The organism is Candidatus Binatia bacterium (genome assembly GCA_036504975.1).
GTDB lineage: Bacteria > Desulfobacterota > Binatia > UBA9968 > UBA9968 > JAJPJQ01.
On the sequence record DASXUF010000072.1, the window covers coordinates 1 to 22,459 of the forward strand.

At 58.8% G+C, this 22,459-nt stretch carries 22 protein-coding genes; 12 read left to right on the forward strand and 10 right to left on the reverse strand.

From position 1 onward, the window contains the following. From VGL70_08645 to VGL70_08655, 3 genes are all read left to right on the forward strand, one after another. The coding region (locus VGL70_08645; protein ID HEY3303584.1) for a cation:proton antiporter at nucleotides 1–1,262 on the forward strand (1,262 nt) is incomplete at its 5' end. 53 nt (nucleotides 1,263–1,315) lie between these two features. Then, on the forward strand, nucleotides 1,316–2,389 hold the full coding sequence (locus VGL70_08650) for a mechanosensitive ion channel domain-containing protein (GenBank protein ID HEY3303585.1): 1,074 nt from the start codon (nucleotides 1,316–1,318) through the stop codon (nucleotides 2,387–2,389). A gap of 202 nt (nucleotides 2,390–2,591) precedes the next feature. Beyond that, on the forward strand, nucleotides 2,592–3,320 hold the full coding sequence (locus VGL70_08655; protein ID HEY3303586.1) for an RluA family pseudouridine synthase: 729 nt from the start codon (nucleotides 2,592–2,594) through the stop codon (nucleotides 3,318–3,320). A gap of 176 nt (nucleotides 3,321–3,496) precedes the next feature. Here VGL70_08655 and VGL70_08660 read toward each other — a convergent pair whose 3' ends face one another. The 6 genes from VGL70_08660 to VGL70_08685 all read right to left on the reverse strand — a co-directional run bounded on the left by VGL70_08660 (nucleotide 3,497) and on the right by VGL70_08685 (nucleotide 9,289). Next, the gene (locus VGL70_08660) at nucleotides 3,497–3,910 is read right to left on the reverse strand and encodes a hypothetical protein (GenBank protein HEY3303587.1); all 414 of its coding nucleotides are present in this window, start codon (nucleotides 3,908–3,910) and stop codon (nucleotides 3,497–3,499) included. A gap of 13 nt (nucleotides 3,911–3,923) precedes the next feature. Beyond that, entirely contained in the window at nucleotides 3,924–4,352 is a 429-nt protein-coding gene (tcmP, locus tag VGL70_08665; protein ID HEY3303588.1) for a three-Cys-motif partner protein TcmP, read from the reverse strand. Then, complete coding sequence (locus VGL70_08670; protein HEY3303589.1) at nucleotides 4,325–5,086, reverse strand: phage Gp37/Gp68 family protein; 762 nt, start codon at nucleotides 5,084–5,086, stop codon at nucleotides 4,325–4,327. Before VGL70_08670 ends, tcmP begins: the two co-directional genes overlap by 28 nt. Nucleotides 5,087–5,194: 108 nt before the next feature. Then, nucleotides 5,195–6,184 carry an LLM class flavin-dependent oxidoreductase gene (locus tag VGL70_08675; GenBank protein ID HEY3303590.1) on the reverse strand — a complete coding sequence of 330 codons (990 nt, stop codon included), beginning with the start codon at nucleotides 6,182–6,184 and terminating at the stop codon, nucleotides 5,195–5,197. Nucleotides 6,185–6,235: 51 nt separating this feature from the next. After that, the gene (locus tag VGL70_08680; GenBank protein HEY3303591.1) at nucleotides 6,236–8,203 is read right to left on the reverse strand and encodes a TRAP transporter fused permease subunit; all 1,968 of its coding nucleotides are present in this window, start codon (nucleotides 8,201–8,203) and stop codon (nucleotides 6,236–6,238) included. 60 nt (nucleotides 8,204–8,263) lie between these two features. Next, nucleotides 8,264–9,289, reverse strand: coding sequence for a TAXI family TRAP transporter solute-binding subunit (locus VGL70_08685; protein HEY3303592.1), 1,026 nt, complete (start codon nucleotides 9,287–9,289; stop codon nucleotides 8,264–8,266). A gap of 279 nt (nucleotides 9,290–9,568) precedes the next feature. Between VGL70_08685 and VGL70_08690 the strand changes: the two genes are divergently transcribed. The 4 genes from VGL70_08690 (at nucleotide 9,569) to VGL70_08705 (ending at nucleotide 13,888) form a co-directional block, all read left to right on the forward strand. Next, nucleotides 9,569–10,027 carry a (2Fe-2S)-binding protein gene (locus VGL70_08690; protein ID HEY3303593.1) on the forward strand — a complete coding sequence of 153 codons (459 nt, stop codon included), beginning with the start codon at nucleotides 9,569–9,571 and terminating at the stop codon, nucleotides 10,025–10,027. A gap of 15 nt (nucleotides 10,028–10,042) precedes the next feature. Then, complete coding sequence (locus VGL70_08695) at nucleotides 10,043–12,238, forward strand: xanthine dehydrogenase family protein molybdopterin-binding subunit (GenBank protein HEY3303594.1); 2,196 nt, start codon at nucleotides 10,043–10,045, stop codon at nucleotides 12,236–12,238. A gap of 196 nt (nucleotides 12,239–12,434) precedes the next feature. Continuing rightward, complete coding sequence (locus VGL70_08700; protein HEY3303595.1) at nucleotides 12,435–13,154, forward strand: class II aldolase/adducin family protein; 720 nt, start codon at nucleotides 12,435–12,437, stop codon at nucleotides 13,152–13,154. 35 nt (nucleotides 13,155–13,189) lie between these two features. Beyond that, nucleotides 13,190–13,888: an iron-containing redox enzyme family protein gene (locus VGL70_08705; GenBank protein HEY3303596.1), complete on the forward strand. Its 699-nt coding sequence runs from the start codon at nucleotides 13,190–13,192 to the stop codon at nucleotides 13,886–13,888. Nucleotides 13,889–14,093: 205 nt separating this feature from the next. Here the strand turns inward: VGL70_08705 and VGL70_08710 are convergent, their stop codons facing one another. Then, entirely contained in the window at nucleotides 14,094–15,080 is a 987-nt protein-coding gene (locus VGL70_08710) for an ABC transporter substrate-binding protein (GenBank protein HEY3303597.1), read from the reverse strand. A 135-nt stretch (nucleotides 15,081–15,215) separates the two neighbouring features. On the opposite strand from VGL70_08710, the gene VGL70_08715 reads away from it, so the two are divergent. From VGL70_08715 to VGL70_08735, 5 genes are all read left to right on the forward strand, one after another. Beyond that, nucleotides 15,216–16,094, forward strand: coding sequence for a methyltransferase domain-containing protein (locus VGL70_08715; GenBank protein ID HEY3303598.1), 879 nt, complete (start codon nucleotides 15,216–15,218; stop codon nucleotides 16,092–16,094). Nucleotides 16,095–16,120: 26 nt separating this feature from the next. After that, the gene (locus VGL70_08720) at nucleotides 16,121–17,107 is read left to right on the forward strand and encodes a tripartite tricarboxylate transporter substrate binding protein (protein ID HEY3303599.1); all 987 of its coding nucleotides are present in this window, start codon (nucleotides 16,121–16,123) and stop codon (nucleotides 17,105–17,107) included. A gap of 671 nt (nucleotides 17,108–17,778) precedes the next feature. Beyond that, nucleotides 17,779–18,012 (forward strand): hypothetical protein, encoded by a 234-nt coding sequence (locus VGL70_08725; protein ID HEY3303600.1) that lies wholly within the window; start codon nucleotides 17,779–17,781, stop codon nucleotides 18,010–18,012. A gap of 837 nt (nucleotides 18,013–18,849) precedes the next feature. Next, nucleotides 18,850–19,323, forward strand: a complete 474-nt coding sequence (locus VGL70_08730; GenBank protein HEY3303601.1) for a hypothetical protein — start codon at nucleotides 18,850–18,852, stop codon at nucleotides 19,321–19,323. Nucleotides 19,324–19,417: 94 nt separating this feature from the next. After that, a complete protein-coding gene (locus VGL70_08735; protein ID HEY3303602.1) occupies nucleotides 19,418–20,485 on the forward strand; it encodes an LLM class flavin-dependent oxidoreductase in 1,068 nt (355 codons plus the stop codon). A 28-nt stretch (nucleotides 20,486–20,513) separates the two neighbouring features. Here VGL70_08735 and VGL70_08740 read toward each other — a convergent pair whose 3' ends face one another. The 3 genes from VGL70_08740 to VGL70_08750 all read right to left on the reverse strand — a co-directional run bounded on the left by VGL70_08740 (nucleotide 20,514) and on the right by VGL70_08750 (nucleotide 22,442). Beyond that, nucleotides 20,514–21,476, reverse strand: a complete 963-nt coding sequence (locus VGL70_08740) for an ABC transporter substrate-binding protein (protein ID HEY3303603.1) — start codon at nucleotides 21,474–21,476, stop codon at nucleotides 20,514–20,516. 11 nt (nucleotides 21,477–21,487) lie between these two features. Then, complete coding sequence (locus tag VGL70_08745; GenBank protein HEY3303604.1) at nucleotides 21,488–21,907, reverse strand: pyridoxamine 5'-phosphate oxidase family protein; 420 nt, start codon at nucleotides 21,905–21,907, stop codon at nucleotides 21,488–21,490. Between the two features lie 160 nt (nucleotides 21,908–22,067). Beyond that, nucleotides 22,068–22,442 (reverse strand): hypothetical protein, encoded by a 375-nt coding sequence (locus tag VGL70_08750; protein HEY3303605.1) that lies wholly within the window; start codon nucleotides 22,440–22,442, stop codon nucleotides 22,068–22,070. Between the last annotated feature and the right edge of the window lie 17 nt (nucleotides 22,443–22,459).

Here is a 22,459-nt window from a genome sequence, read left to right on the forward strand (position 1 = left end):
AGGGCCACGACGACCCGATCAGCCGCGTGCTCCTGGCCCTCGTGGTGGTCCTTCCATCGGCCAAGCTCGGCGGATGGCTCGCGGAAACATTGGGACAGCCCGCCGTCATGGGCGAGCTTCTCGCCGGAATGGTAATCGGCAATCTCGGTCTTCTCGGCGTGGACGGCCTCGAGTATCTCAAGACCGATCCTTCGCTGGAAATGTTGGCGGGCCTGGGGGTGGTGCTGCTGCTTTTCGAGATCGGCCTGGAATCGAGCCTCGCCGGTCTCATGAAAGTGGGACTCTCGTCTCTCCTCGTCGCCACCGTCGGCGTCGTGCTTCCGTTCGTTCTCGGGTGGCTCGTCAGCGCGTCATTGCTGCCGGACCATTCCTACTACGTCCACGCTTTTATCGGCGCGACGCTCTGCGCGACCAGCGTCGGGATCACGGCGCGAGTGCTGCGCGACATCGGCCAGGTCCAGAGCCGCGAGGCCAAAGTCATCCTCGGCGCCGCGGTCATCGACGACGTGCTCGGCCTGATCATATTGGCGATCGTCACCGGGATGATTCTTGCCGGCGGCGCCGGCGAGGTCTTCACGGCGGGCGCGATCGTTTGGCTCGTCGCCAAGGTCCTGGTCTTTCTCGTCGGCTCTCTGGCCGTCGGACTTTTTTTCGCCCCGCGCGTGCTGCGCCAGCTTGCCAAGGCGCGAACCGAAGGCATGCTCTTGGCCGTATCGCTGGCTTTTTGTTTTCTCCTCGCGTACCTCGCCGCGCTGATCGGCCTGGCGCCGATCGTCGGCGCCTTTGCCGCCGGGCTCATCCTCGAAGGAATGCCGTGGAACGAATTCGTTTCCGAAGGAGAACGCTCCCTGGAAGACCTGCTGCATCCCGTCTCCGCGTTTCTCGTGCCGCTCTTCTTCGTGCAGATGGGCATCAAAATGGACGTCGCCTGGCTCGCTCGTCTCGACGTGCTGGGACTCGCCCTGGCTTTGACCGTAGTCGCGATCATCGGCAAGCAAGCCTGCGGCCTGGCGGTCGTGGAGCGCGGACTCAATCGGCTGGCAATCGGCATCGGCATGGTGCCGCGCGGCGAGGTCGGTCTGATCTTCGCGGGCATCGGACTCACTCTCTCGGTCGGCGGAGAACGCATCGTCGACGAGGCGACCTTCGCCGCCATTCTCGTGATGGTGATGCTCACCACGCTCGTCAGCCCGCCTTGGCTTCAGTGGAGCTTCCGCCGCTCGCGCGGCGCGGAGACTGGACGAAGATCCAAAGAGACCTAGCCTGACCGCGCGGCTGTTTGCTATAACTTAAGCGTGATCGAGGGGCGTCGCTCATGACCGAATTTCTCGGCATCAAATTTCCCGCCAGCCCGTGGGTGGTTTTGCTGCTCATCGTGCTCGCCACGGCGATTTTGGCCTACCTCGTCAACGTCGTCCTTCTCTGGACGATCAAAAGGGCGCTGCGACGAATCGAAATCGACGAACGCATTTATCGGTTGCTTGACCGTTATCTCTATCCGCTGCTCGTTGTTGGGGCGCTTTTGCTGATCGCTGACGCCGCTCCGCTTCCCGACCAGGCGCGAGGGGCGGTGCGCCAACTCCTAGTGATTTCTGCTCTCCTGCTCGCGGTCGTCCTCGCAATCAAAGGCGCGCTCCTCATACTCCGCAACATCGAGGCGCGCTACGGCCTCTACAACATCCGCGGTCCGCTCGAAATCTTCACCAAGATCGTCTTGATCGCCGTCGGCGGCATGCTCATTCTCGACAATCTCGGCATTTCCTTGACGCCGATTCTCACCACGCTCGGCATCGGCAGCTTGGCCGTGGCGATCGCCTTGCAGGATACGCTGGGGAATTTTTTCGCCGGACTTTACCTCAAGGCGGACCGGCCCATCGAGATCGGCCATTTCGTCAAGCTGCAAACCGGCGAGGAGGGCTACGTCGAGCGCATCAGCTGGCGCAGCACGAGAATAAAGATGCTGCCCAACAATACGGTCGTGGTGCCGAACAACAAGCTCGTGCAGGACAACATCACCAATTACTACCTTCCCGACCCGGAGCTGGCGGTCTTGGTGCAGGTAGGAGTCGCCTACGACAGCGACTTGGAAAAAGTCGATAAAGTTACCAGCGAGGTGGCCAAAGAGGCGTTGCAAACGACGCCGGGAGCGATCGCCGGCTTCGAGCCGTTTATTCGCTACCACACCTTCAATCAGTCGAGCATCGATTTCACGGTCATCCTGCGGGCGCGCGAATTCACCGACGGCATTTTGCTCAAGCACGAATTCATCAAGAAGCTCCACGTCCGGTACGAAAAAGAAGGCATCCAGTTTCCGTTTCCGACCCGCATCGTTTACCTCAAGGGTGAGCCGGCCGGCGGCGATCGCGAGGAGCCGAAAAAGCAGGAATAACCGCCCGCCGCCCGATGTCTTCAGAAAAACGCAATCTCCAGAAAAACGCTTGACCCAGATTCCTCCTTTGCAGGTGATGCTTGAAATCGTTGACAAGATTTTGAAAAAATTGACAAATTGGGACCGTCACAAAAATTAGTGGAAGCCTAGCCGCTCAGCCGAAACGGTTAGGCGGCTGATAACGACAGACCGAGCGTTCACGATGCGTAAACATTCCCATCCGGGCGCCAAATCTCTGCCGAGAGGACTCATGATACTTCACGAAGACAGAGATATCCTCGTGGTGGATAAACCGGCGGGACTCTTAACGATGGGGACGGATACGGACAAAACGCGTACGGCTTACTTTATCGTTACAGATTATGTCCGCAAGGGTTACAGCAAGTCGCGGAACCGCATTTTCATCGTGCACCGGCTAGATAGGGAAACTTCAGGGATACTTGTCTTCGCAAAGAATATGGAAGCGAAACTCTCCTTGCAGGATCAATGGCAAGAAACGAAGAAGAAATACCTCGCAGTCGTTCATGGCCGATGCGATAGAAAATCGGGGACTATTACGACATATCTGGCGGAGAATAAGGCTCACTTCGTTTACTCCACGTCGGACGCCACAAAGGGAAAATTATCCCGAACGGCTTATACCGTGGTTAAAGAGACGAAGGACTTTGCGTTGCTGGAGGTCGATCTATTGACGGGAAGGAAGCACCAGATACGAGTCCATCTCGCCGGCATCGGACATGCGGTCGTGGGCGATCAGAAGTATGGAAAAGCGGATCGCGGCCACGCGCGTCTGGCGCTTCATGCCCGATCGATTTCCTTCCGACATCCCTTCAGCGGCAAGCCGGTCACTTTCGAAACGAAGGCGCCGGCATATTTCAACCAGTTAGTCGGCAATTGGAATCAAGTGGATCGCAACGGGCTCACGCTTTGACAGACTGTTGAAGAAGTCCTACTCGGGGGGGGGGAATTGGGGTCAGAGAACTATTTGGCTAGGCGATCTAGAAAGCAGAAACCTGCCTCAACAAAAATGTACTTTGACCCGCATTCTTTGACCCGCATTCTTTTTTCTTTTACAACCCGTCGGCGGAAGCGTTGACTCATCGGTTATCAAAATCCTTCACCGGGCAATGACCTTTGACCGCTCGGGTCGATCTTTTTGATCCCGTTCCAAATTTTTAATCCTGCCGCGTGCTTCGAAAAGAATAATAGATGATACATCGGCGCTTTTTGCTCGTTGCGAAACACAGGTGGATTATCATCTTGGTGGACGAGACCTAACGCTCTGACTTGCCGCCGTAGGTAATGGATTAACGACGTGTCGAGATTGGATAACTCGCTTTCGGTAAGCGGTTTACCTACGGCGAGCTTGGCAGCCGGAACGTTGCGCCATTCAGGACCTAAAACAGCGTCCAAGCGACCGCCCTCTTGGAGAAACGACTGCCGGAGATTTCGTTTCACGCCGATCATGCTCGGAAAGAAGTACAAGGTGTCGATCGGCCGGCTCGCGATAGTCTTCAACACTGAAAAATCTACCTCAAAAACCTTCGGGATCTATAAAAGCTATTCCCAAGCTTCGCTCCGGAATTTTACGGACGATCTTATCGATCACTACGTTGCAGTCGCCGACCTCACACGAGACGCGTGAAACATCCGCATCGGAAATTCTCTTCTTAAGCGCGGAGATGTTGTGAGCGCTTCTATCGCTGAGATACAAATGGTCGAAGGCAGGACGAATCCCTAGAGCTATAAGCGGCGATCCGTCAAATTCATGAGTCCCAGAACGGCATTTTCCGGAGCCGCATAGCGGATCGATGTAAAACAACTTGTTCCACACGCCAGTCGTCCGCTTTGGCGCCATGGCCGTCATTAAAGCTTCCAGGTATTTGCGAAGATAGGTGAGTTTTTCCTCTGTCCAATGGCCTGCTTTTCGTGCTCTTAGGCCGTCCGAGGCTCTAATAACCATTCATCCCTATCAGCAGACGTGTGGTCGAGGCGCGGCATCTGGTTCCAGAACCGCCCGTCAAGCTTTCGGCCGCCAGACTTCGGAGTTCTCCCGCCCCATTGTTTGAAGAAGAACGGAACGTTAGCCGAAACGCACTGCTTCCTAATGTCGCGCACCCATTCCACGCGAATAGGGCGATGTCCGGGACCGCTCTCACCGCCGACTATGACCCAATGAATCCCGTCCAGTGGCAAGTTGGGAATTGGTCCAAGTAGAGGCTCGACGGATAAAAACCTGACAGCTGTCGGAACTTGTCGGAGTAGGGCGACGCGATTGACGTACGCCTTGCTCTCTACCGATACGCCTTGCCAAATGTGTGTCGGCCATGACAATCGTTGGGCTAGGCGAGCAAGCCGATCGGCGCGCTTGGTTAGAATTTGAAATTTGTGCCAGTGCGCCTTCTGCATAACGGCAAAAACTTTCTGGATGTAGTCTTCAGGAACCGACTCGTGGAAAAGGTCACTCATACTGTTTACGAAAATCATCTTTGGCTTTGTCCATCGGAGGGGAAGTTCCAAGGCCTCGGTATGAAGAGTCAGACTAAACCCGTTCGCATAACGAGCGTTGCCCATCTCTTTGAGGCGCAGCGCGAGGCGCTCCGCGTAGCAGTTTTTGCAGCCGGGACTGATTTTTGTACAGCCGGTTACCGGGTTCCAGGTAGCATCCGTCCATTCAATGGAGGAGTTGTCTGCCATCATTCACCCGGCTGGGACGAGAGGTTGGTTTCTGGCATGTCGGTTTTTGCCAACTTAAAAGCAATATACAGCAGGCGTAGCGCAACTTGTATCTCGAAGCGAATCCTCCTAGGCGTCCGCAAACTTCGGAATGACTTCCTTCGCCATGATCTCCATCGACTCGAGAATTTTTTTCTGCTCCAGCGTGGCGAAGTTCATCATAAAGATAATGTAGTTAGTCCCGGTGGCGCGGACCTCTTCGATCTGCTCGATCGAGCGCTGCGGATCGCCGACCATCACGAGCCGCTCCTTGTAAAGCTCGTCGTAGCTCCTCGGCCTGACATTTATACGCGCCGCCAGGAGCGCAGCGATGCCTTGCTTGGCGTTTTTATCGGCTTCGGCGTTCGTTGCGGCCACGTTCGTATGAAAGCACTGAATCACATCGAATGATTTCGGATCGTGGCGATTGCTTGCGAGGGTCTCACGGTACAATGCAATCTTCGTCCTCAAGTCGGAGATGTCTTTGCAGCTCGCGTAGGGAATGCCGAGGATGGGATAGCCCAGCTCGCCTGCGACTTTGTACGAACCTTCGCTCAGCGCGGCGATGAAGAAAGGCGGCGTCGGCTTCTGCGCCGGCCTGATGTTGAGAGAGACGCCGTCGATTCGATGATGCTTGCCTCGATAGGAAACTTTTCCCTCGCTCCAGGCCATCTTCACGACTTCCAGGCTTTCCACCAGCAAGTCCCGGTTATCTTCCTTGACGCCGAACGCCGCCAGCTCCGGCGGCGTCCCTCTGCCGACGCCGAAGTCCAATCGTCCATGGCTCAGCACGTCCACCATGGCGTATTCTTCGGCGACGAAAAGCGGATTCCTGTAAGGAAGAAGACAAACGGCGACTCCCAGGCGGATTTTTTTCGTGGCCCTGGCGGCGACGGACATGAGGACCGGCGGCGACGGGATGACGCCGGCGAAATCGAAGTGGTGCTCGCCGAACCAGAAGCATTCGTAGCCTAGAGTCTCGGCCCACTGCGCCTGCTCCACGATCTCGTCGTAGTAAGCGCTCAGATTTTTGTGCGCGTCGGGATGATTGTCGCCGATTACGAACATTCCGAACTTCATCTTGAACCTCGTACGGGCCTCTGAAATCTCGCCGTTCACACTTCGACGGGCTCAGGGCGAACGGCTGAGCTTTGAAGCGGCTGGAATCTTCCGTTCATGCTGAGCTTGTCGAAGCATGAAATTCCATTCCCATACAACGAGCAACACGCCAAGGGCGAGGCCTGCGGCGTCGGCGATGAGCCACGGCCCGCTCCATGAAGGAAGCAACAAGAGGAGCCCGGCGAGCCAGAACAAGCCCCGTTTTCCCCATCCCAACGCGCGGAAAAGATAACCGGCACAACCGATCGCGAGAAGGAAGATTCCTATGGAAGCGGTGGCGATGGCAAGGACGATTTCCCCCAGCGCTCCTTTGAGGATCAGGGCAGGATGGAGGGCGAAGACAAACGGGACGACGTAGGCGGCGATGCCGAGCCGCATGCCGGTCCAGCCGGTCTTCCAAAAGTCGGAGTGAGCAATCGCGGCTGCCGTGTACGTGGCCAGACAATCGGGCGGCGTGATCAACGACAGCATGCCGAAGTAGAAGAGGAAGAGATGCGCGGCGAGCGGGTCCACGCCGAGCTGAGTCAGCGCGGGTCCGACCAGCACCGCGAGGGTGATGTACACAACTGCGGTGGGCAACGACATTCCGAGGAGGATGCAGACAAGGGCGGTAAAGACGAGAAGGAGAAACACGTTGCCTCCCGAGAAGGTCACCAGGATCAGCGAGAGCTTGAAGGTCAAGCCTGAAAGCTGGAGGGCGCCGATCACGACTCCGGCCAACGCGGTGATCACGACGATATCCAGGAGGGTTCGCCCGGTTTCTTCGATGCAGGTTACGATCGCTTTGAAGGTCGGGCGAGTTTCTTTTTGCAGCGCCCCAACGATGAAGGTCAGCACCACGGTTGCTATCCCGGCTTTCCCCGCCTCCCAGTTTAGGAACATGAGCGTGTAGATCAGGAACGCGAGCGGAAAAAGGAAAACCCATCCAAGCCGCATGACGGGCCGGAGCTTTGGCAACTCCGCCGCCGGGAGCCCGCCGAGACCATACTTGGCTGCTTCCAGATCGACCTGAGTGAAGAGAGCAAGATAATAAAGCAACGCGGGAACCGCTGCCGCTAGAGCCACCTGACCGTATGGAATATTGAGGAACTCGGCGATGAGAAACGCCGCCGCCCCCATGACCGGTGGAGTTATTTGTCCTCCGTTCGAGGCGACGGCTTCGATCGCCGCCGCCATGTGGGCTGGATAGCCGGCCCGCTTCATCATGGGAATCGTAATGGCGCCGTCCACCGCCACGTTGGCCACCGCGCTGCCCGAGACGGTTCCGAAGAGACTGGAGGAGATCACAGAAACCTTGGCCGACCCGCCGCGATACCGTCCCATGCCGATCAAGGCTATATCCGTGATGAACTTGTCGCCGCCGACCGCGTAGAGGGCCTGGCCGAAGAAGATAAACGCCACAACAACGGCCGCGGCAACGGTGAGAGGAACCCCGAGGATACCGCTGGCGTCAAGATACAGGTAGCTCGCGATGCGCTCCCACGACGAGCCTTTCGCAAAGAAGAGGCCGGGGAAGAGATAAGCGAACTTCGCGTACAGAATGCACGGGACCGCCACCCACACGAGAGCCCATCCTGCGACGCGGCGTGTGGCTTCGAGAATCAGAAGGACAGCCAGCGCGCCAAGTAGCCATCGTTCCGGCGAGAGGATACCGAGCCGGTATGCGATCGATGGATACATGACCAGGATATAACCGCCCGTGAGGAGACTGCCGGCCGAGCACAACCAGTCGTACCAAGGCACCCGGTCGCCCGGCTCGCCTATCCGGCCCTTGACGTGAAGAAATACGCCCGCCATTCCGAGGGCGAAGAAAAGCCCGAGGAACTGCTCTTTGAAGAAGGTAAGATTTAGGAGGACGTGGAGCTCTCCGGCCCACGCCGCGCCAACTAGCGTGAGGGCAAACAGGAGAGTCCGGTCAACCACCCTTGCCGGCCCGGTCAAGGAGCGGAACTTTGTCGCAGTTGCGATGTCGTCGATCATCTTCAGAACCCATTTTCCCTCACCTCCGTCCTGCCGCAGGGGGGAATGGGGAGGGTTCGGTCAGCGATTCTGCGCCAGGGCCCTTTCCTGGGCTCGATCCATCTCCGGCTTCCAGAGTCCTTTCTCTTTGTAGAACTTGATGGCTGCCGGATGATAGGGGATGGTGATGTCAGCAGATGCCGCGCGCTCACGTGTCCACTCGTCGAAGCCCGGATGGAGCGGCTTGAGCTGACCGATGTTGTCCCAGACCGCTTTGAGGACCGCGGTCACCAGTTGGTCGGAGGCAGCATGGTGCGTAATGAAATAGATGTCGTAGGTTTCAAAGCACGTGTCTTCGACGACACCGGTTGAGGCCCCGGCCTTGAGGGAGCGTGCGTAGTAGCCCGGGACGGCCGAGCGCAAACGGTTCTCGCCCTGCGGCGAGCAATCGATCGAGACGTAGCGAATTCCGATCGTCGCATCGGCTTCTTTCACCTTCGCGGAGCCGAGCGCGTGCGTGCTGACGTCGGCGCGACCCTGGACGAGCGCGTCCATTCCATCGTTGACCGCCGGCACCGGGACAACCTTCACGTCCTGCCACGTGAGGCCGGCGCTGGCGAGGATGCCGAACATATTGTACCAGACGGCTAGATGGGCGGGGTACTCGCCCGTCACCCGCTTACCCCTGATCTCGTGAATGGTCTTGATGGGCGAGTCCTTCCGCACAATCGCGGAGGTCATCAGCGGAGAACCGCGCATGACGAGCCGGGTGTTCGGAACATGCGGGAACGGGTTTCTGCCGCCGACGCTGAGCTTTTGAGGTCCCACATAGGCCATCCCCATATCGACGCCGTTCACCATCCCGAAGTCGAGCTCACCGGTATTGACGAGCGGGAGAAAAGTGCTGGTCCCGGTGTAGGGTTGAACCGAGACCTGAACGGGTGAAGCCCCGCTCGCCACCTTGGCCACCCCGCTGGCAAGCGCGTAGAAGAGCGTGCCAGGCGTATTGGTCCCGATCGTGGCCGAGCGAGGAGGTTGCTGCGCCTGGGCGGCGCCGGCCAACAAGATCAGAATAAAGAAACTAGAAACAATGACGAAGCGGCGCATGGTGGTTCCTCCTTTTGCTTTCGATTTTGTTCCCGGTTCCTATCACGCCCTGGCGATTTTGGAAATGGCGTATTCTAGAGTCAAAATCGTGGCGCCTGCAAGCCGCTTGAGTATTCCGGTATTTTCCTTGACGCCGGTGACAAGCCTGTCCTATTTTTAGGCCGTCTTTTGGCACCGGCTCGGACGGGGTCTTTTCATATCTCTTCAGGCGCCGGACTCAAGACTGAGCGGGACATTTTTAGTTGCATGAACTGAAGGAAGCAGATCGGAGGAGACGTCATGATTTCATTGACCGTCAACGGCAAAGCTTACAAGGCGGACGTCGCGCCCGACACGCCCCTGCTGTGGGTATTGCGCGACACGCTCGGACTCACCGGCACCAAGTACGGCTGCGGCATCGCGCAATGCGGCGCCTGCACCGTGCACGTGAACGGCGAGCCGGTGCGTTCCTGCACGGCGCCGGTCGCTCAGGCGGCGGGCAAGAAGGTGACCACGATCGAAGGGCTCGCGCGCGACGGCAGCCATCCGCTGCAAAAGGCGTGGATCGCGGAGGAGGTGCCGCAGTGCGGCTACTGCCAGTCCGGGCAGATCATGTCGGCGGCGGCGCTGCTCGCCAAGAACAAGAGCCCGTCGGACGCCGACATCGACCGGGCGATGTCGGGCAACATCTGCCGCTGCGGCACTTACAACCGTATTCGCAAGGCGATCCACGCCGCGGCAGCCACGATGAGAAGATGAGAAAGGGGGCGTGACATGAAAACTTCTTTCGACCCAGGACGGAGAAACTTCCTCAAGGCCGGCGCCGCGGCGGGCGGCGGCCTGATCATCGGTTTTTACCTCCCCGGCGCGGCGCGCTTCGCTGAAGCCGCCGCGGCTCCGGTCAAGCTCAATTCCTTCCTCACGATCGGCGCCGACGACAAAGTCACATTCTTTTGCGGCCAGGCCGAGATGGGTCAGGGGGCACACAACGCGCTCGCCATGATGATCGCCGAGGAATTGGAGGTCGATTTGAAGGACGTGCGCGTCGAGCAGGGCGGCATCGACGCCGCCTTCGGCAATCCGCGCTACGTCGGCTTCAAAGCGGTCGGCGGCGCTCAGGCCACCGGAGGCAGCTCCAGCGTGCGCAACGTCGGCGTCCCGGTGCGCCGCGCGGGCGCGGCCGCGCGGACGATGCTGATCGGCGCCGGCGCGGAGAAGATGAAGGTGAGCCGGCAAGAGTGCGTCGCCGACAAAGGATGGGTGATCCACCGGCCGAGCGGCAAGAAGGTATCGTACGGCGCGGTCGCCGCGGAGGCGGCGAAGATGACGCCGCCGCCGGAGGCGGAGTTGAAGCTCAAGGCGCCCGCGGAGTTCAAGATCATCGGCAAAGCGACCAAGCGCCAGGACATCCCGCTCAAGGTCAACGGCAAAGCGATCTACGGCCTCGACGTCAAGCGTCCCGGCCTGCTGACCGCGGTCGTGGCGCGCTCGCCGGTATTGGGCGGCAAGGTCAAAGGTTTCAACGCCGACGGCGCGATGAAAGTAAAGGGCGTGAAGAAGGTCGTTCAGATCAGCTCGGGCGTGGCGGTGGCCGCCGACGGCTTCTGGGCGGCGAAGAAAGGACGCGACGCGCTGGAAGTTGACTGGGACGAAGGGGCGATGGCCCAGGTAAGCTCGCCGGACATGTACAAATCCTGGGCGGAGCTTGCCAAAGGCGGCGGCGCCGCGGAGCGGCTGAAGACAGGCGACGTCGACAAGGCGCTCGCCGGCGGCGCAAAGCGCGTTGAGGCGATTTACGAAGTGCCTTTTCTCGCCCATGCGTGCATGGAGCCGATGAACGCGACCGCGCACTTCAAGGGCGACGCGGTCGAGATCTGGGCGCCGACACAGGGGCAGTCATGGAACCAGCACTGGGTTTCTCAGGCGACCGGTCTCAAGCCCGAGGCGATCACGATCCATACGACTTATCTCGGCGGCGGCTTCGGCCGCAGGCTCGAAAGCGACTTTGTCGTGGAGGCGGTGGAAACTTCGCGCGCCGCCGGCAACGTGCCGGTGAAGGTCATATGGACGCGCGAGGACGACATGCAGCACTCGCCCTACCGGCCGGCGTCGCACAACGTCCTTACCGCGGTCCTCGATGCGAACGGCATGCCGGTCGCGTGGCGCCACCGCGTGGTCGGCGCGTCGATCCTAAAGTATTTCAAAACCTTCGCCCACCTCTTGCGCGCCGACGGGCTCGACCCGACTTCGGTGCAAGGCGCTGGCGACTATTTTCCCTACGACATTCCCAACGTCCACGTCGATTACATCAACAACAACCCCGGCGTGCCGTCGGGATTCTGGCGCTCGGTCGGCAACTCGCAGAACGGCTTCATCCTGGAGAGCTTCGTCGACGAGCTGGCGCATGCGGCCGACAAGGATCCGTACCAGTACCGGCGACAGCTCCTGGCGAAGCCGCTCGCGGTGAGATTGCTCGCCGTGCTCGACCTCGCGGCCGATAAGGCGGGTTGGGGTAAGCCGCTCCCCGCCGGCGTCAACCGCGGCATCGCCGCCCACTTCGCCTACGGCAGCTACTGCGCCCAGGTGGCGGAAGTCTCGGTGGCGAAAGACGGGACGGTGAAGGTGCATCGCGTCGTGGCCGCGATCGACCCCGGATGGGTCGTCAATCCCGAGATGATGGCGGCGCAGACCGAAAGCGGGCTCATCTACGGCTTGACCGCCGCGCTCTACGGCGAGATTACGGTCAAGAACGGCCGCGTCGAGCAGTCGAACTTCAACGACTACAAGATGCTGCGGATAGACGAGACGCCCAAGGTCGAAGTGCACATCCTGCAAGGGCAGGGCGAGCAGGGCGGCGCCGGCGAGCCCGGCACGCCGCCGATCGCGCCCGCGGTAACGAACGCGATCTTCGCCGCGACCGGCAAGCGTGTCCGCAAGCTCCCGATCAATCGCGAGCTGCTGCGCGCCTGACGATCTCGCTGCGCTCGAAATCTCAGATGGCGGATCTCAGATGCTCGTCTGAGATTTGCGATCTGGAATTCGAAGCATTGCTGCGTCATCGCACCTCCGTAGCTTGACAGGCCAGAGGTTGCCGAATAGATTTCGAAGGTGCGAAGGTGATTGTTGCGAACGTTCGTGCAATCGCCGAGTTCATTTCCGAGGAGATATGGCAACTTCAAGTCGAGTGAGCATGCCCGCCTTCGACGCGGCCGAGCTCGACGAGATCAAGCAGAAGCTCGTTACCGCGTGTCACATTTTAGATCGCGAAGGCATCACCGACGGCTACGGCCACGTCGGCGTGCGCGTGCCGGGCGCCGACGCTTTTCTCACGATCGCGAACGTAAGTCCCGGCTGTGCGACCGTGGAGCGGCTCATCATGCAGGACTTCGACGGGAAGTATCTCGGCGGCGCGGAGACGCCGCCGAACGAGTGGCCGATCCACGCATGCGTGTTCCAAGCCCGCCCTGACGTGATGGCCGTCTGTCACACGCACTCGGTGTGGAGCACGCTCTTCAGCGTGCTGCCAATCAAGCTCCGGCCGCTGCACCACTATGGAAAATTTCTCTCCGCCGACGGCCCGCCGGTCTATCAAGCCGCCGGCCTTGTGCGCACGATCGAGCGGGGCGAGGAGCTAGCGCGGACGCTGGGCGACGGCCCGGTGGTCTTGCTGCGCGCGCACGGCGACACGGTTGTCGGCGCGAGCATCGAGCAGGCCGTCCAGCGCACGGTTCGTCTCGCCAAGCTCGGCGAGCTGTCCCATCTGGCGCTGCTCCACGGCGAGCCGCGTTATCTCAGCCGTGAGGAGCTGGAAACGTTCAGCGCGGACGAGCGCTTCCCGCTGCGCGGCTGGGAATACTTCGTCAGCCGGTTGAAAAATAGGGATTAGGAATTGGGAATTAGGAATTAAGAAAGGAATGAAAGATGAGTGATGCGATTTCGTCCGTGGATTTCGTGCGACAGCTCAAAAAAGAGATTCAGGCGTTTCCCAAGATTCGCATCAAACATCCGTTTTTAAAAGCGGTTTGCAACGGCACAGCGACCATGGAGCAGATCCGCGCCTGGGCGATCCAGGATTATCAGTTCCGCGCCGCCGTGCCGCGCATCTCCATGCTGCGCTATTTGGCGTGCAGCGATCCGGAGATCGCACAAAAACTTTGGGGTGTCGTCGAGGAAGAAACCCGCGGCATGGACACGGGCACCGCAGGCCACAACCAACTGGCGATCCGCTTCGCCGAGTCCATCGGTCTCACACGCAGCCAGCTCGACAACGCCGAGCTTCTCCCCTCCACCGCCGCGCATCTCTATTACGTCGAACTGATCATTCACACGCTGCCGTGGTTCGTCGTCATGGCGATCCAGATCGGCGCGGAGGGAACCTTCGGTCCGGCGGCGGCGGCTCTAGGTCACGGCTTTATCAAAAACTATAATATGAAGCCGGACGACGTCCAGTTTTTTACCGTACACACGGAAGCCGACGAAGAGCACGGCAACCTCGCGGAGGAAATCGCGGTCCGCTACATCACCTCGCCGGAACTTCAAGAATTAACCCGTAAACACACCTTCCGCCGTATGGAACTTCTCTATGACATCTGGGACGCGGGTTTGGCGGCGGATCAATAAATGTGACCTATCATCGGCCCGCGCGAGTCTCTCTCCGGGCCGATGCGATACGTCTGTGTTTCGCGGCACGAGAGTGCCGAGAGAGCCTCCTGAAGTACGCCTGATGCTTCCTCGTCCCACGCATCGGCCCTTCGAGAAACCCGCGGACGGGCCTTGATGCCTAGAACACGCTTCAACCCCGAAACTTTTAAACCCTTTAACTTTCCTACAAGTCGAGCGTGCTTTCAGCGAAGAGATCCTCGATCTTCACTTTTTCCTTGGTGAGTCCCTGCTCGTGTGAGTAATCGACAAGACGTTCGAGCATCGGCCGGTTGGCGTTGACGCCGTAGGCGAACGGATCGTCGCCCACGATCTCTCGTGTCATCGCGAGATATTCACGGCCGAAAAACAGCGCCGACGGGATGCGCTCAAGAAGCTTCTCCGCCGCCAGCGCCTTGGCCTTTACGAATCCGCTGTACAGGTTGAATGCGACCCAGGGATATTTGCGATAGATGGCGCCGCGGATGATGTAGGTATGGTTTGCGGGCAAGAAACCGTGCTTTTTGAAAAAACGCCCGCTCTCCGCCATGCGGTCGGGAAAAAGGAGATTGACTTTGCTCCAGTCGCCGCTTCCGGGGATGCGGCTCGAACGATCGACGACGCTCGCCGATCTCGTCCACGGACCGACGACGGCCGCCGCGTCCAGCTCGCGATCGAACAGCATCGACGCCAGGCTCTTGTCCGGCGGGATGCGGTGAAAGGAGATTCCCGGCGGCGGCGTGAAGCCCGTCGCGCCGCCGTGGCTCAGCTCTTCGCTCCGCTCCATATACCAGTGGACTTTGTACTGCGAGACGCCGAAGTCGTGCTCGAGAATTCCCCGGGTCCACAGCGCGGCGGTTTGCTGGTACTCGGCGACGCCGATGCGCTTGCCGACGAGGTCGCCCGGCTCTTTGATGCCCGAGTCCGCGTGGTACGCGACCTCGAGGTGAAACAGCCGCCGGCTCGGAAAGACTGGGATCGCGACCATGTCCACGCCACGCGAGCGCGCGATGAGGTACGACGACAGCGACATCTCGCCGACGTCGAATTCGTGAAATTTAAGCTGGCGCCAGAAAGTCTCGCCGGGATGTGAATAGGTGGGGATGAGATCTATTCCTTCCACCTCGACCGTGCCGTCCATCAGCGGCTCGACGCGCTCGTAAGGCGGAAACAAAACTTAAATTTAATTTTGCCATGCCTGTCGTCTACTACCGTTGAAGCACCCAGGTCAAGGCGTGGGATCAGCCGTCCACCCTTCGACACGCTCAGGGCGAACGGCTGAACTTTGACGTGCTGGCGACTCCCGTTCATGCAGCTTGTCGAAGCATGGAACGTTTTACGCTTGACGTTTCGAGTCCTCTTCACCTATTTTCGGACCATGTCGAACGCCTTTCGTGATTTCGAGCATGCCGGATGGGAGAGCGTGGTTGCCGGGTATGACCAATCGTTCGGCAGCCTAACGACGCAAGCGATCGAGCCGCTGCTGGACAGCGTCGGCGCGGGTCCCGGCGTAAGTTTGCTCGACGTGGCGACCGGGCCCGGTTACGTCGCCGTTGCCGCCGCCAGAAGAGGCGCTATCGTTATCGGCATCGATTTCTCTGCGCCGATGGTTGCTGAAGCAAAGAAAAAATACCCGTCGATCGACTTTCGCGAGGGCGATGCCGAAGCCTTGCCGTTCGCCGACGGAAGCTTCGATGCCGTCGTGATGAATTTCGGCATGCTCCATCTCGCCCGGCCGAACCAGGCGATGAGCGAGGCGCGCCGTGTGCTACGGGCCGGCGCGCGGTTCGCTTTCACGGTTTGGGCAAAGCCCGTGGAGACGGCGGGCTTTGGCATTACGCTCGGCGCGATTCCGGCTCACGGCGATATAAATGTGGCTTTGCCCGAAGGACCGCCTTTCTTTCGCTTCAGCGATTGGGACGAGTGCGCTCGGTCTCTCCTCGAAGCTGGCTTCGTCGATCCCAAGGTTAAGAAAATTCCGCAGACTTGGCGGCTTTCTTCCGCAGATTCTTTATTCCAGGCCATGCAAACCGCCACCGTGCGGACCGCCGGCTTGCTGTGCCGTCAGACTCCGCAGGCGCTCAAACGCATCCGGGGAATGATGGCGAATACCAGCCGCCTTTACGAAAATAATGGCGTCTTTGAGTTGCCCATGCCCGCCATTCTTGCGTCGGCCGTGAAACCGTGAAGACAAAAGTGAAAGGGAGGCTAACCGTGGTGAAACGAAAGGCGCTGTATCTGGGATTCGTGGTTCTTCTCATGACCGGCTTCTATCCAGCTTCACCCTGGGCCCAGGGCTTCAAGCCGAGCCGCCCGGTCGATTTGGTAGTCCACAGCGCGCCGGGCGGCGGCTCAGATGTCTTTGCCCGCGCAGTGATCGAGATGGCGGAGAAAGAAAAACTTCTCCACCAGCCGATCCGGGTCGTGAACAAAACGGCCGGGGCGGGTGTGGAAGCGATGGCCTATCTGGTGGAGAAAAAAGGCAACGACCATACGATCGCCGTCTTCACCAATACCTGGGTGGCCACGCCGCTGACAAGTAAACAGGCCCAGTACACCGTCAAGGATTTGACGCCGATCGTCCGCCTGGTTCTGGAGCCCACGATCGCCGTGGTCAGGGCGGACTCTCCCTACAAGAACATGAACGATTTCGTCGCGGCGGCGAAGAAAAATCCGGGCGGCCTCAATCAGGCCGGCGGCTCGGCGACGGCCATCGAGAGCCTGACCGGTCTCTTGATCCAAAGCGCCACCGGGGTCAAATGGAATTTCATCTCCACGCCGGCGGTCAAAGACAGAATCAGCAATCTTTTGGCCGGGAACGTCCAGATTATCATCCCGCAGCCGCAAGACGTGAGAGAGCACATCCTCGCCGGAAGGTTGCGGCCGATCGCCGCTTTCACGGAAAAACGCCTGGCCGTCTTAGCGGACGTTCCCACGATCAAAGAGCAGGGCATCAACATGGCGATCATCGCCAACGCGCGGGGCTTCCTCGCCCCTCCGGGCGTGTCGAAAGATGTCGTCGGCTACTGGGAAAATTTCTTTACCGGTTTGATCAAAACGGCAAGTTGGAAGAAGTACCTGGAGGATAACCAGGTAGAAGACGTGTTCCTTAAGGGCGCCGATCTTGCGCCATTTTTCGATGAGCAAATCGAGCTTATGCGTTCCGTCCTTCAGCAAGCGGGTGTCAAAGTCGAGCGCTAGGGATCGCTACCCCGCACTGACAACCCAAAGCGCCTTTATCTCCTGGAGCTCGGGCTGTGGTTCGACGCGGCCCGACGCCGGATTCACTGTTATAGTTTTGCCGGGAAGCGCCGATTTTCTGGCGCTCACATGCCGGGGAGTGTCGAAAACCCTAACCTCCTGCTCAACAAACCATTCATAAACTTTTTTTACAGCCATGAAGAGGCGTGGATCGGGTTCGTCAATATTAAGAGGGACAGAAAATTGGTCATCGCTATCTTGCCTGTGACGGTTTGCGTCATTAGACGCGATTGATACAGGGTAAAATTTACCATCCTGTTTACACTAGAGGCTGCTTAAAAGTCGGGTCGGTGCTTCGACAGGCTCGGCACGAATGGGAAATCTTCAAGTTTTTTAGTTCTTCCTTCGTTCACCCTAAACAGCTTGAAGGGTGAACGAAAGGTTTCAGCAGCCCGCTAGGCCGTTGGCATGCTCATTGCTCGTTGTAAGTGACAGAAGTTGGATTAATGCCGGAGGTTGCGATGCTTTTGTTTGGTTCTCTGCTGATTTTGCTTGCCTGGCTGATAGCGATCGAGCGGTTGGATAAGACCTCCGCCGCCAAAAGACGGCAGTCCGGCGACCGAATCTAACTGGTGGTACGACGCGATCCCGGATTAGGAGGAATCCCGGCAATGGTTTACGTTGTCAAGTTTAGACCCAAAGGCGATGGTAAGAGTCCCGACCGTAAGGTTGCCCGAACCCTATTTGCCGAATCCGCCGCCAAGCCGAGCCGAGAAAAGGCGGCCGAGCTTCTTACCTCGGTCACGGGCGGCGACTTCTTGGAAGAGACGATCGAGATTCGCGAGCTTAGAGATTTTGACCCGATCGAAGTCAAAGGCCAGGGAGGCACGGTTTTTTCTCTGTAAAGGCCGGGCTTTCGCTATTGAGAGGTTGGATTAACATTTCAGACACCCGTATTTGCTGCCGTGGCGCATTTTTCGCAATTCCTTAAACTCTACGATTTACGCGCCGAGACCCGTCTGCTTGCCTTCATTCTTGTAACCTCAGAGCTCTTGGCTTTCATCTGCCTCCTTTGGCCCCTCGTGTAAACCATTTCCTCTCTCACTCGTCTAATAAAGGCCAGAAAGGAGAGCCCGAGATGGATCAGTCCAAAACGATCTTGGCAGGCGCCTTAATGGCGTTACTTCTGACCTCGATCAGCGGATGTGTCTATTATGTTCGCGGGCCTTACCCATTAGTAACCGTTCGCGATCCCTACTATCGCGATTATCGCGACTGCCGTTATTACCGCGATTGTTAGAGAATAGTCATCGGCGGCCACTCACCAAAAAGCTTTGACCGATTTGAGAAGGCCCGAGTTTATCAAACTCGGGCCTTTTTTTGTGCGCCGCCGGGTTTCTACCCTAACTTATTTTTAACCGTTTTGGCTGATTGTTCGTCTAATAAGGCGAAAGGGGGGTAGAGAGATGAAAAAGGCAAAAAGGTTAATAACGGCTGCTCTGGTGATAATGTTCTTAGGTTCTCTTGCGGGATGTATCATCGTAGATAGAGGCGGCTACCGCCGGCATTACCACCAGGGATATTATAATCGTTAGCTCGAATTGATTCGGAAACCGTTTAAACAGGAGGTGAAAATGGCGGCGAAGATAGATTCCGCCACGTGTCGGAAGCGGCCGAAGAAGCATTGAGCCGCACAAGATTCGTGGTATATAGTCCGACATCATTATGACAAGGAGGGGGCTATGCGTTGGTTCCAAACGACTTTGGCAACGGCATTATTCGGGTTCCTGGTCATAGGCGTCGTGTCCGATGCGAGCGCGGGAGAATATAGGCGCAGCCTGTGTCGCAGAGGCGATCGCTTCATTATTCAGGACCTTGACGTGACTCCGGACCCGCTCCTCGAGGGACAGCGCATCCGCGGCTGGAAGGTTAGGGTACGCTCGGAGGCCAATCGAGAATGCGACACCGAGATCGAGATCCGAGAAGGAGACGAGGTTGCCGGCGGCCCGCGCCGTTATACGCTCCGGCCCGGGATCAATGAAATCGAGATGCCAGCCGTGGAGCGATACCGCTTCCACCGCGGCGAGCATTGCTTCACCGTCGTCGTGGACCTCGAAGGGACGCGCCGAAACGTGGATGCGGACCGCCGGTTTTGCGCGCGCCAGCGACCGGCCTGGTCGTTGCGCGAGTGGGGTGATCGTCCCGGGGGTCGCTGAGTCAATCTCCTTACGACTCGTTCCAGTTTCATAAATGCAGAAAAGGCCCGGATCGTTTCGATCCGGGCCTTTTTTTGACGCTTGAAGACCCCGTGTGCTTCTCATAAGATCGGCCCGCCGAGCGATGATCGTCGCCGCGAGAAACCTCATGCATTTTTACATGAATGTTCTCACAACTTACTTTTCCGACCTCGATCCGCCTTACGACGTATACTATCGGCAAATCCTCGAGCAGATTGAGCTGGCCGAAGAGTTGGGTTGGGAATGCTTCATGTTGAACGAACACCATTTTCTCGGTTACGGCGGATTGGTGCCTGATCCGGCGGTGCTGCTCGCCGCCGCGGCGGCGCGGACGTCGCGCATTCGTCTCGGTCCATGCATCGCGATCTTGCCGCTGCGCCACCCGCTTCAGAGCGCCGAGGAATATGCGATGGTCGATGCCCTAGCGTGGGGCAGGCTCGAGTTCGGAATCGGCTCGGGGAACACGGAATTGGATTATCGCGTCTACGGTATTTCAGCGGGGGAGAGGCAAGAGCGCATGGAGGAAGCGCTCGCGGTGATTCTCAAAGCATGGTCCAGCGAGCGCTGCAGCCATCAGGGAAAGTTTTGGCGCTTCGAGGAGATCACGCTCTACCCCAGGCCGGTGCAGCAGCCCCATCCGCCGATCTGGGTGGCGGGAACCTCCGCGCGGACTTTAGAATGGGCCGGGCGGCACGGCTATCACATCATGACCGTCGGCCATCCGCACCCGCCGGATAAAGTGCGCGCCGGCGTCGAGGCTTGGAAGCGCGGGTTGAGTGACGGGGGATACGATTCCCGCGAGCGCCGCTGCCAGTTTCACGTAAGGACGCACGTGAATGAGACCAGCGAGAAGGCCCGAGCCGTGGCTGCTCCGGCAATCACGCGATACGACGCGATCTCCCGAATCGGCCGCAAATCATCTCTTGTGGAGACGGACAACTACGATTGGGAAGGAATGCTGGCCGCGGGCCGTAATCTTTACGGCGACCCGGAAGAGTGCATTCAAATTATCCACGGCGCGATCAAGCATTATTATTTCGACACGCTTACGACGACTTTTAATTTTGGCGGCATCCCGCACGAAGAGATCAAAAAATCGATGCGCCTCTTCGCCAAGGAGGTCATGCCGGCGTTTCGCTGAGACTGAGGGGAGGCGGAAAGCAAGCGGGTCACGGCTTCGCCTTCGCTGCCAAATCTTTCTGCGCTTCGCGCAGCAGGCTGAAGTCGGCGACGTCGGAGGGCGAGACCTCGCGGGTCATCTTGGCGGCGTTTCTCGCCTGGTCGATGACGAGCTTCAGGCCGTCGTCGGGAACGTTGCCGTCGAGGTTGAAAAGGTTTCTCAGGCCGTCGTAGGACTGGTAGGCAAACTCCCGCTCGACTTTGCCCCAATCGACCAGAAGCTGGACGGCGCCGTCCCTGTTCGCGTGGATGTAGCGGTTGGCCCTGAGCGTCGCCCGGATGACGCGCTTCACCTCGTCGGGACGCTCTTTGGTTTTCTTCGTTGTGGCGCCGAGCCCAAGATAGGGCAGATTGAAGAATTCCTGCGCCCTGGCCACCACGTTGTAGCCGAGCTTCTCCATCTGCGCGTCTGCAGGAGGAGAAGTGATGATCACATCCACCGCCTTTGCCTTCAGCGCCGTAATCCGCGCCGCGTCCGAGCCCAAGGCGAGCACTTTGATCTCTTTTTCCGAGTCGATGCCGAAGTGCTTGAAGATCAAGCGGGCGGCGACTTCCGGCGTCGCGCCATAGGAGCTTACGCCGAGAGTCTTTCCCCTGAGATCCTTAACCGGCTTGAATTCGGACCGGGCGATCAGAACCAGCGGCCAGTTGGTCATGAACCCGGCCACGATCCGCATCGGCAATCCGGCGATGGCGCCGCCCACCACTGCGGCGAAGAGCTGCGAGTAATCGATATCGCCGGTGGCCAAGGCGGTGATCGATACGTTGGGGTTCATGCGGATGATCTCGGCGTCGATTCCTTCCTCTTTGAAGAAGCCTTTCTTTTGCGCCGCGGCCGAGGTGAGATTGGGCATGTTAGGATTGGACACGGCGATCCGTATTCGGTCGATCGCCGGGGCCGATGAAGGGGTCGCCAGAAAAATCGCGACGCAAAGCGCCAGCCGGAAGCACATGGTCGGCGCCCTCAGCGCTGCTGGAAAATCTCGTCGCCGCTGTAGCGGCGGATCGTATCGACTCTGACCAGCACGCCGTAGCCTTTACGCTCCGGATCCTTGTCCAGCTCTTCTTTGATCGTCCGCTCCATGATCTTCGTGCGCATCTCGCCTTCCTTGAAGATCGTGGCCTGGCCGTAGAAGCGCCAGCCGACGCGCGTCGATGAGTCGAAATAAATCATGCAGACTTGGGGATTCTCCTCGATGTTTCGCGTGCTCAGGCCGCGCGACCGGTCCCAGAAAGCCAAGTGCTCGTCGTCCCAGACATAGGTGCTGCCGCGAAAGCTCAGGTCGGGCGCGCCGGTTTTCGAACTGGTCGCCCAGACGCAGGTCTTTTTCTCGGTCAGGGCATTGCCGATGCGCGTCCTCATCTCCTCGGTTATTTTGATCATCTGCGCCCCTATGAATGCGTTTTGCCGAACGAGTATTAGAAAGCCGGCGGCCCGTCAAGGCCGGGTCGTGCCGTCGCAGGAAAAAGCCCGCTGGGACACGGGTAAAAAAATCAATGGAAAGTCATGCCGGTTTACCGCGAGCCCGGGGCCGGCGATGGGTTTATCGTCTGCCGCCGAACGAGCGCCGAAACATCGGGCGTTGAAAGCTCTCCTGCGTGGCTGCGGATTGCTTCAGCATTTTGGCCGTCTTGTTGCCCATGACGTCGACAACGTGAACGTCCATCATGTGGTCTCGGGTACTCTTGATCTTCTGCCGCAGGGCGTTTTTCCGCACGACGTCCTGAGCGGCCGCAATCAAATCCTCAAGCGACAGCGAAACGGTGGCATGCCGGCCGCGTAGGGAGAGTTGGACGGTAAATTTTGCTCCTTCGGACTGGGGGCTGTCTCCGGCGGTGTAGTCGAGATTCTTGTCGATGCTGCGGATGATCCCTCTAAGAATAGCTTCGTTTTCCTTCAATACTTCACGTCCACTCATGCTCACCTCCTTGTGAT

Excerpts from the sequence above, each read along its gene's own strand:
- VGL70_08650 (HEY3303585.1), top strand. The coding sequence starts at position 1,316 with ATGACCGAATTTCTCGGCATCAAATTTCCCGCCAGCCCGTGGGTGGTT.
- VGL70_08655 (HEY3303586.1), top strand. The coding sequence starts at position 2,592 with ATGCGTAAACATTCCCATCCGGGCGCCAAATCTCTGCCGAGAGGACTC.
- tcmP (HEY3303588.1), bottom strand. The coding sequence starts at position 4,352 with ATGGTTATTAGAGCCTCGGACGGCCTAAGAGCACGAAAAGCAGGCCAT.
- VGL70_08670 (HEY3303589.1), bottom strand. The coding sequence starts at position 5,086 with ATGGCAGACAACTCCTCCATTGAATGGACGGATGCTACCTGGAACCCG.
- VGL70_08675 (HEY3303590.1), bottom strand. The coding sequence starts at position 6,184 with ATGAAGTTCGGAATGTTCGTAATCGGCGACAATCATCCCGACGCGCAC.
- VGL70_08680 (HEY3303591.1), bottom strand. The coding sequence starts at position 8,203 with ATGATCGACGACATCGCAACTGCGACAAAGTTCCGCTCCTTGACCGGG.
- VGL70_08685 (HEY3303592.1), bottom strand. The coding sequence starts at position 9,289 with ATGCGCCGCTTCGTCATTGTTTCTAGTTTCTTTATTCTGATCTTGTTG.
- VGL70_08690 (HEY3303593.1), top strand. The coding sequence starts at position 9,569 with ATGATTTCATTGACCGTCAACGGCAAAGCTTACAAGGCGGACGTCGCG.
- VGL70_08695 (HEY3303594.1), top strand. The coding sequence starts at position 10,043 with ATGAAAACTTCTTTCGACCCAGGACGGAGAAACTTCCTCAAGGCCGGC.
- VGL70_08700 (HEY3303595.1), top strand. The coding sequence starts at position 12,435 with ATGGCAACTTCAAGTCGAGTGAGCATGCCCGCCTTCGACGCGGCCGAG.
- VGL70_08705 (HEY3303596.1), top strand. The coding sequence starts at position 13,190 with ATGAGTGATGCGATTTCGTCCGTGGATTTCGTGCGACAGCTCAAAAAA.
- VGL70_08715 (HEY3303598.1), top strand. The coding sequence starts at position 15,216 with ATGCAGCTTGTCGAAGCATGGAACGTTTTACGCTTGACGTTTCGAGTC.
- VGL70_08725 (HEY3303600.1), top strand. The coding sequence starts at position 17,779 with ATGGTTTACGTTGTCAAGTTTAGACCCAAAGGCGATGGTAAGAGTCCC.
- VGL70_08730 (HEY3303601.1), top strand. The coding sequence starts at position 18,850 with ATGCGTTGGTTCCAAACGACTTTGGCAACGGCATTATTCGGGTTCCTG.
- VGL70_08740 (HEY3303603.1), bottom strand. The coding sequence starts at position 21,476 with ATGTGCTTCCGGCTGGCGCTTTGCGTCGCGATTTTTCTGGCGACCCCT.
- VGL70_08745 (HEY3303604.1), bottom strand. The coding sequence starts at position 21,907 with ATGATCAAAATAACCGAGGAGATGAGGACGCGCATCGGCAATGCCCTG.
- VGL70_08750 (HEY3303605.1), bottom strand. The coding sequence starts at position 22,442 with ATGAGTGGACGTGAAGTATTGAAGGAAAACGAAGCTATTCTTAGAGGG.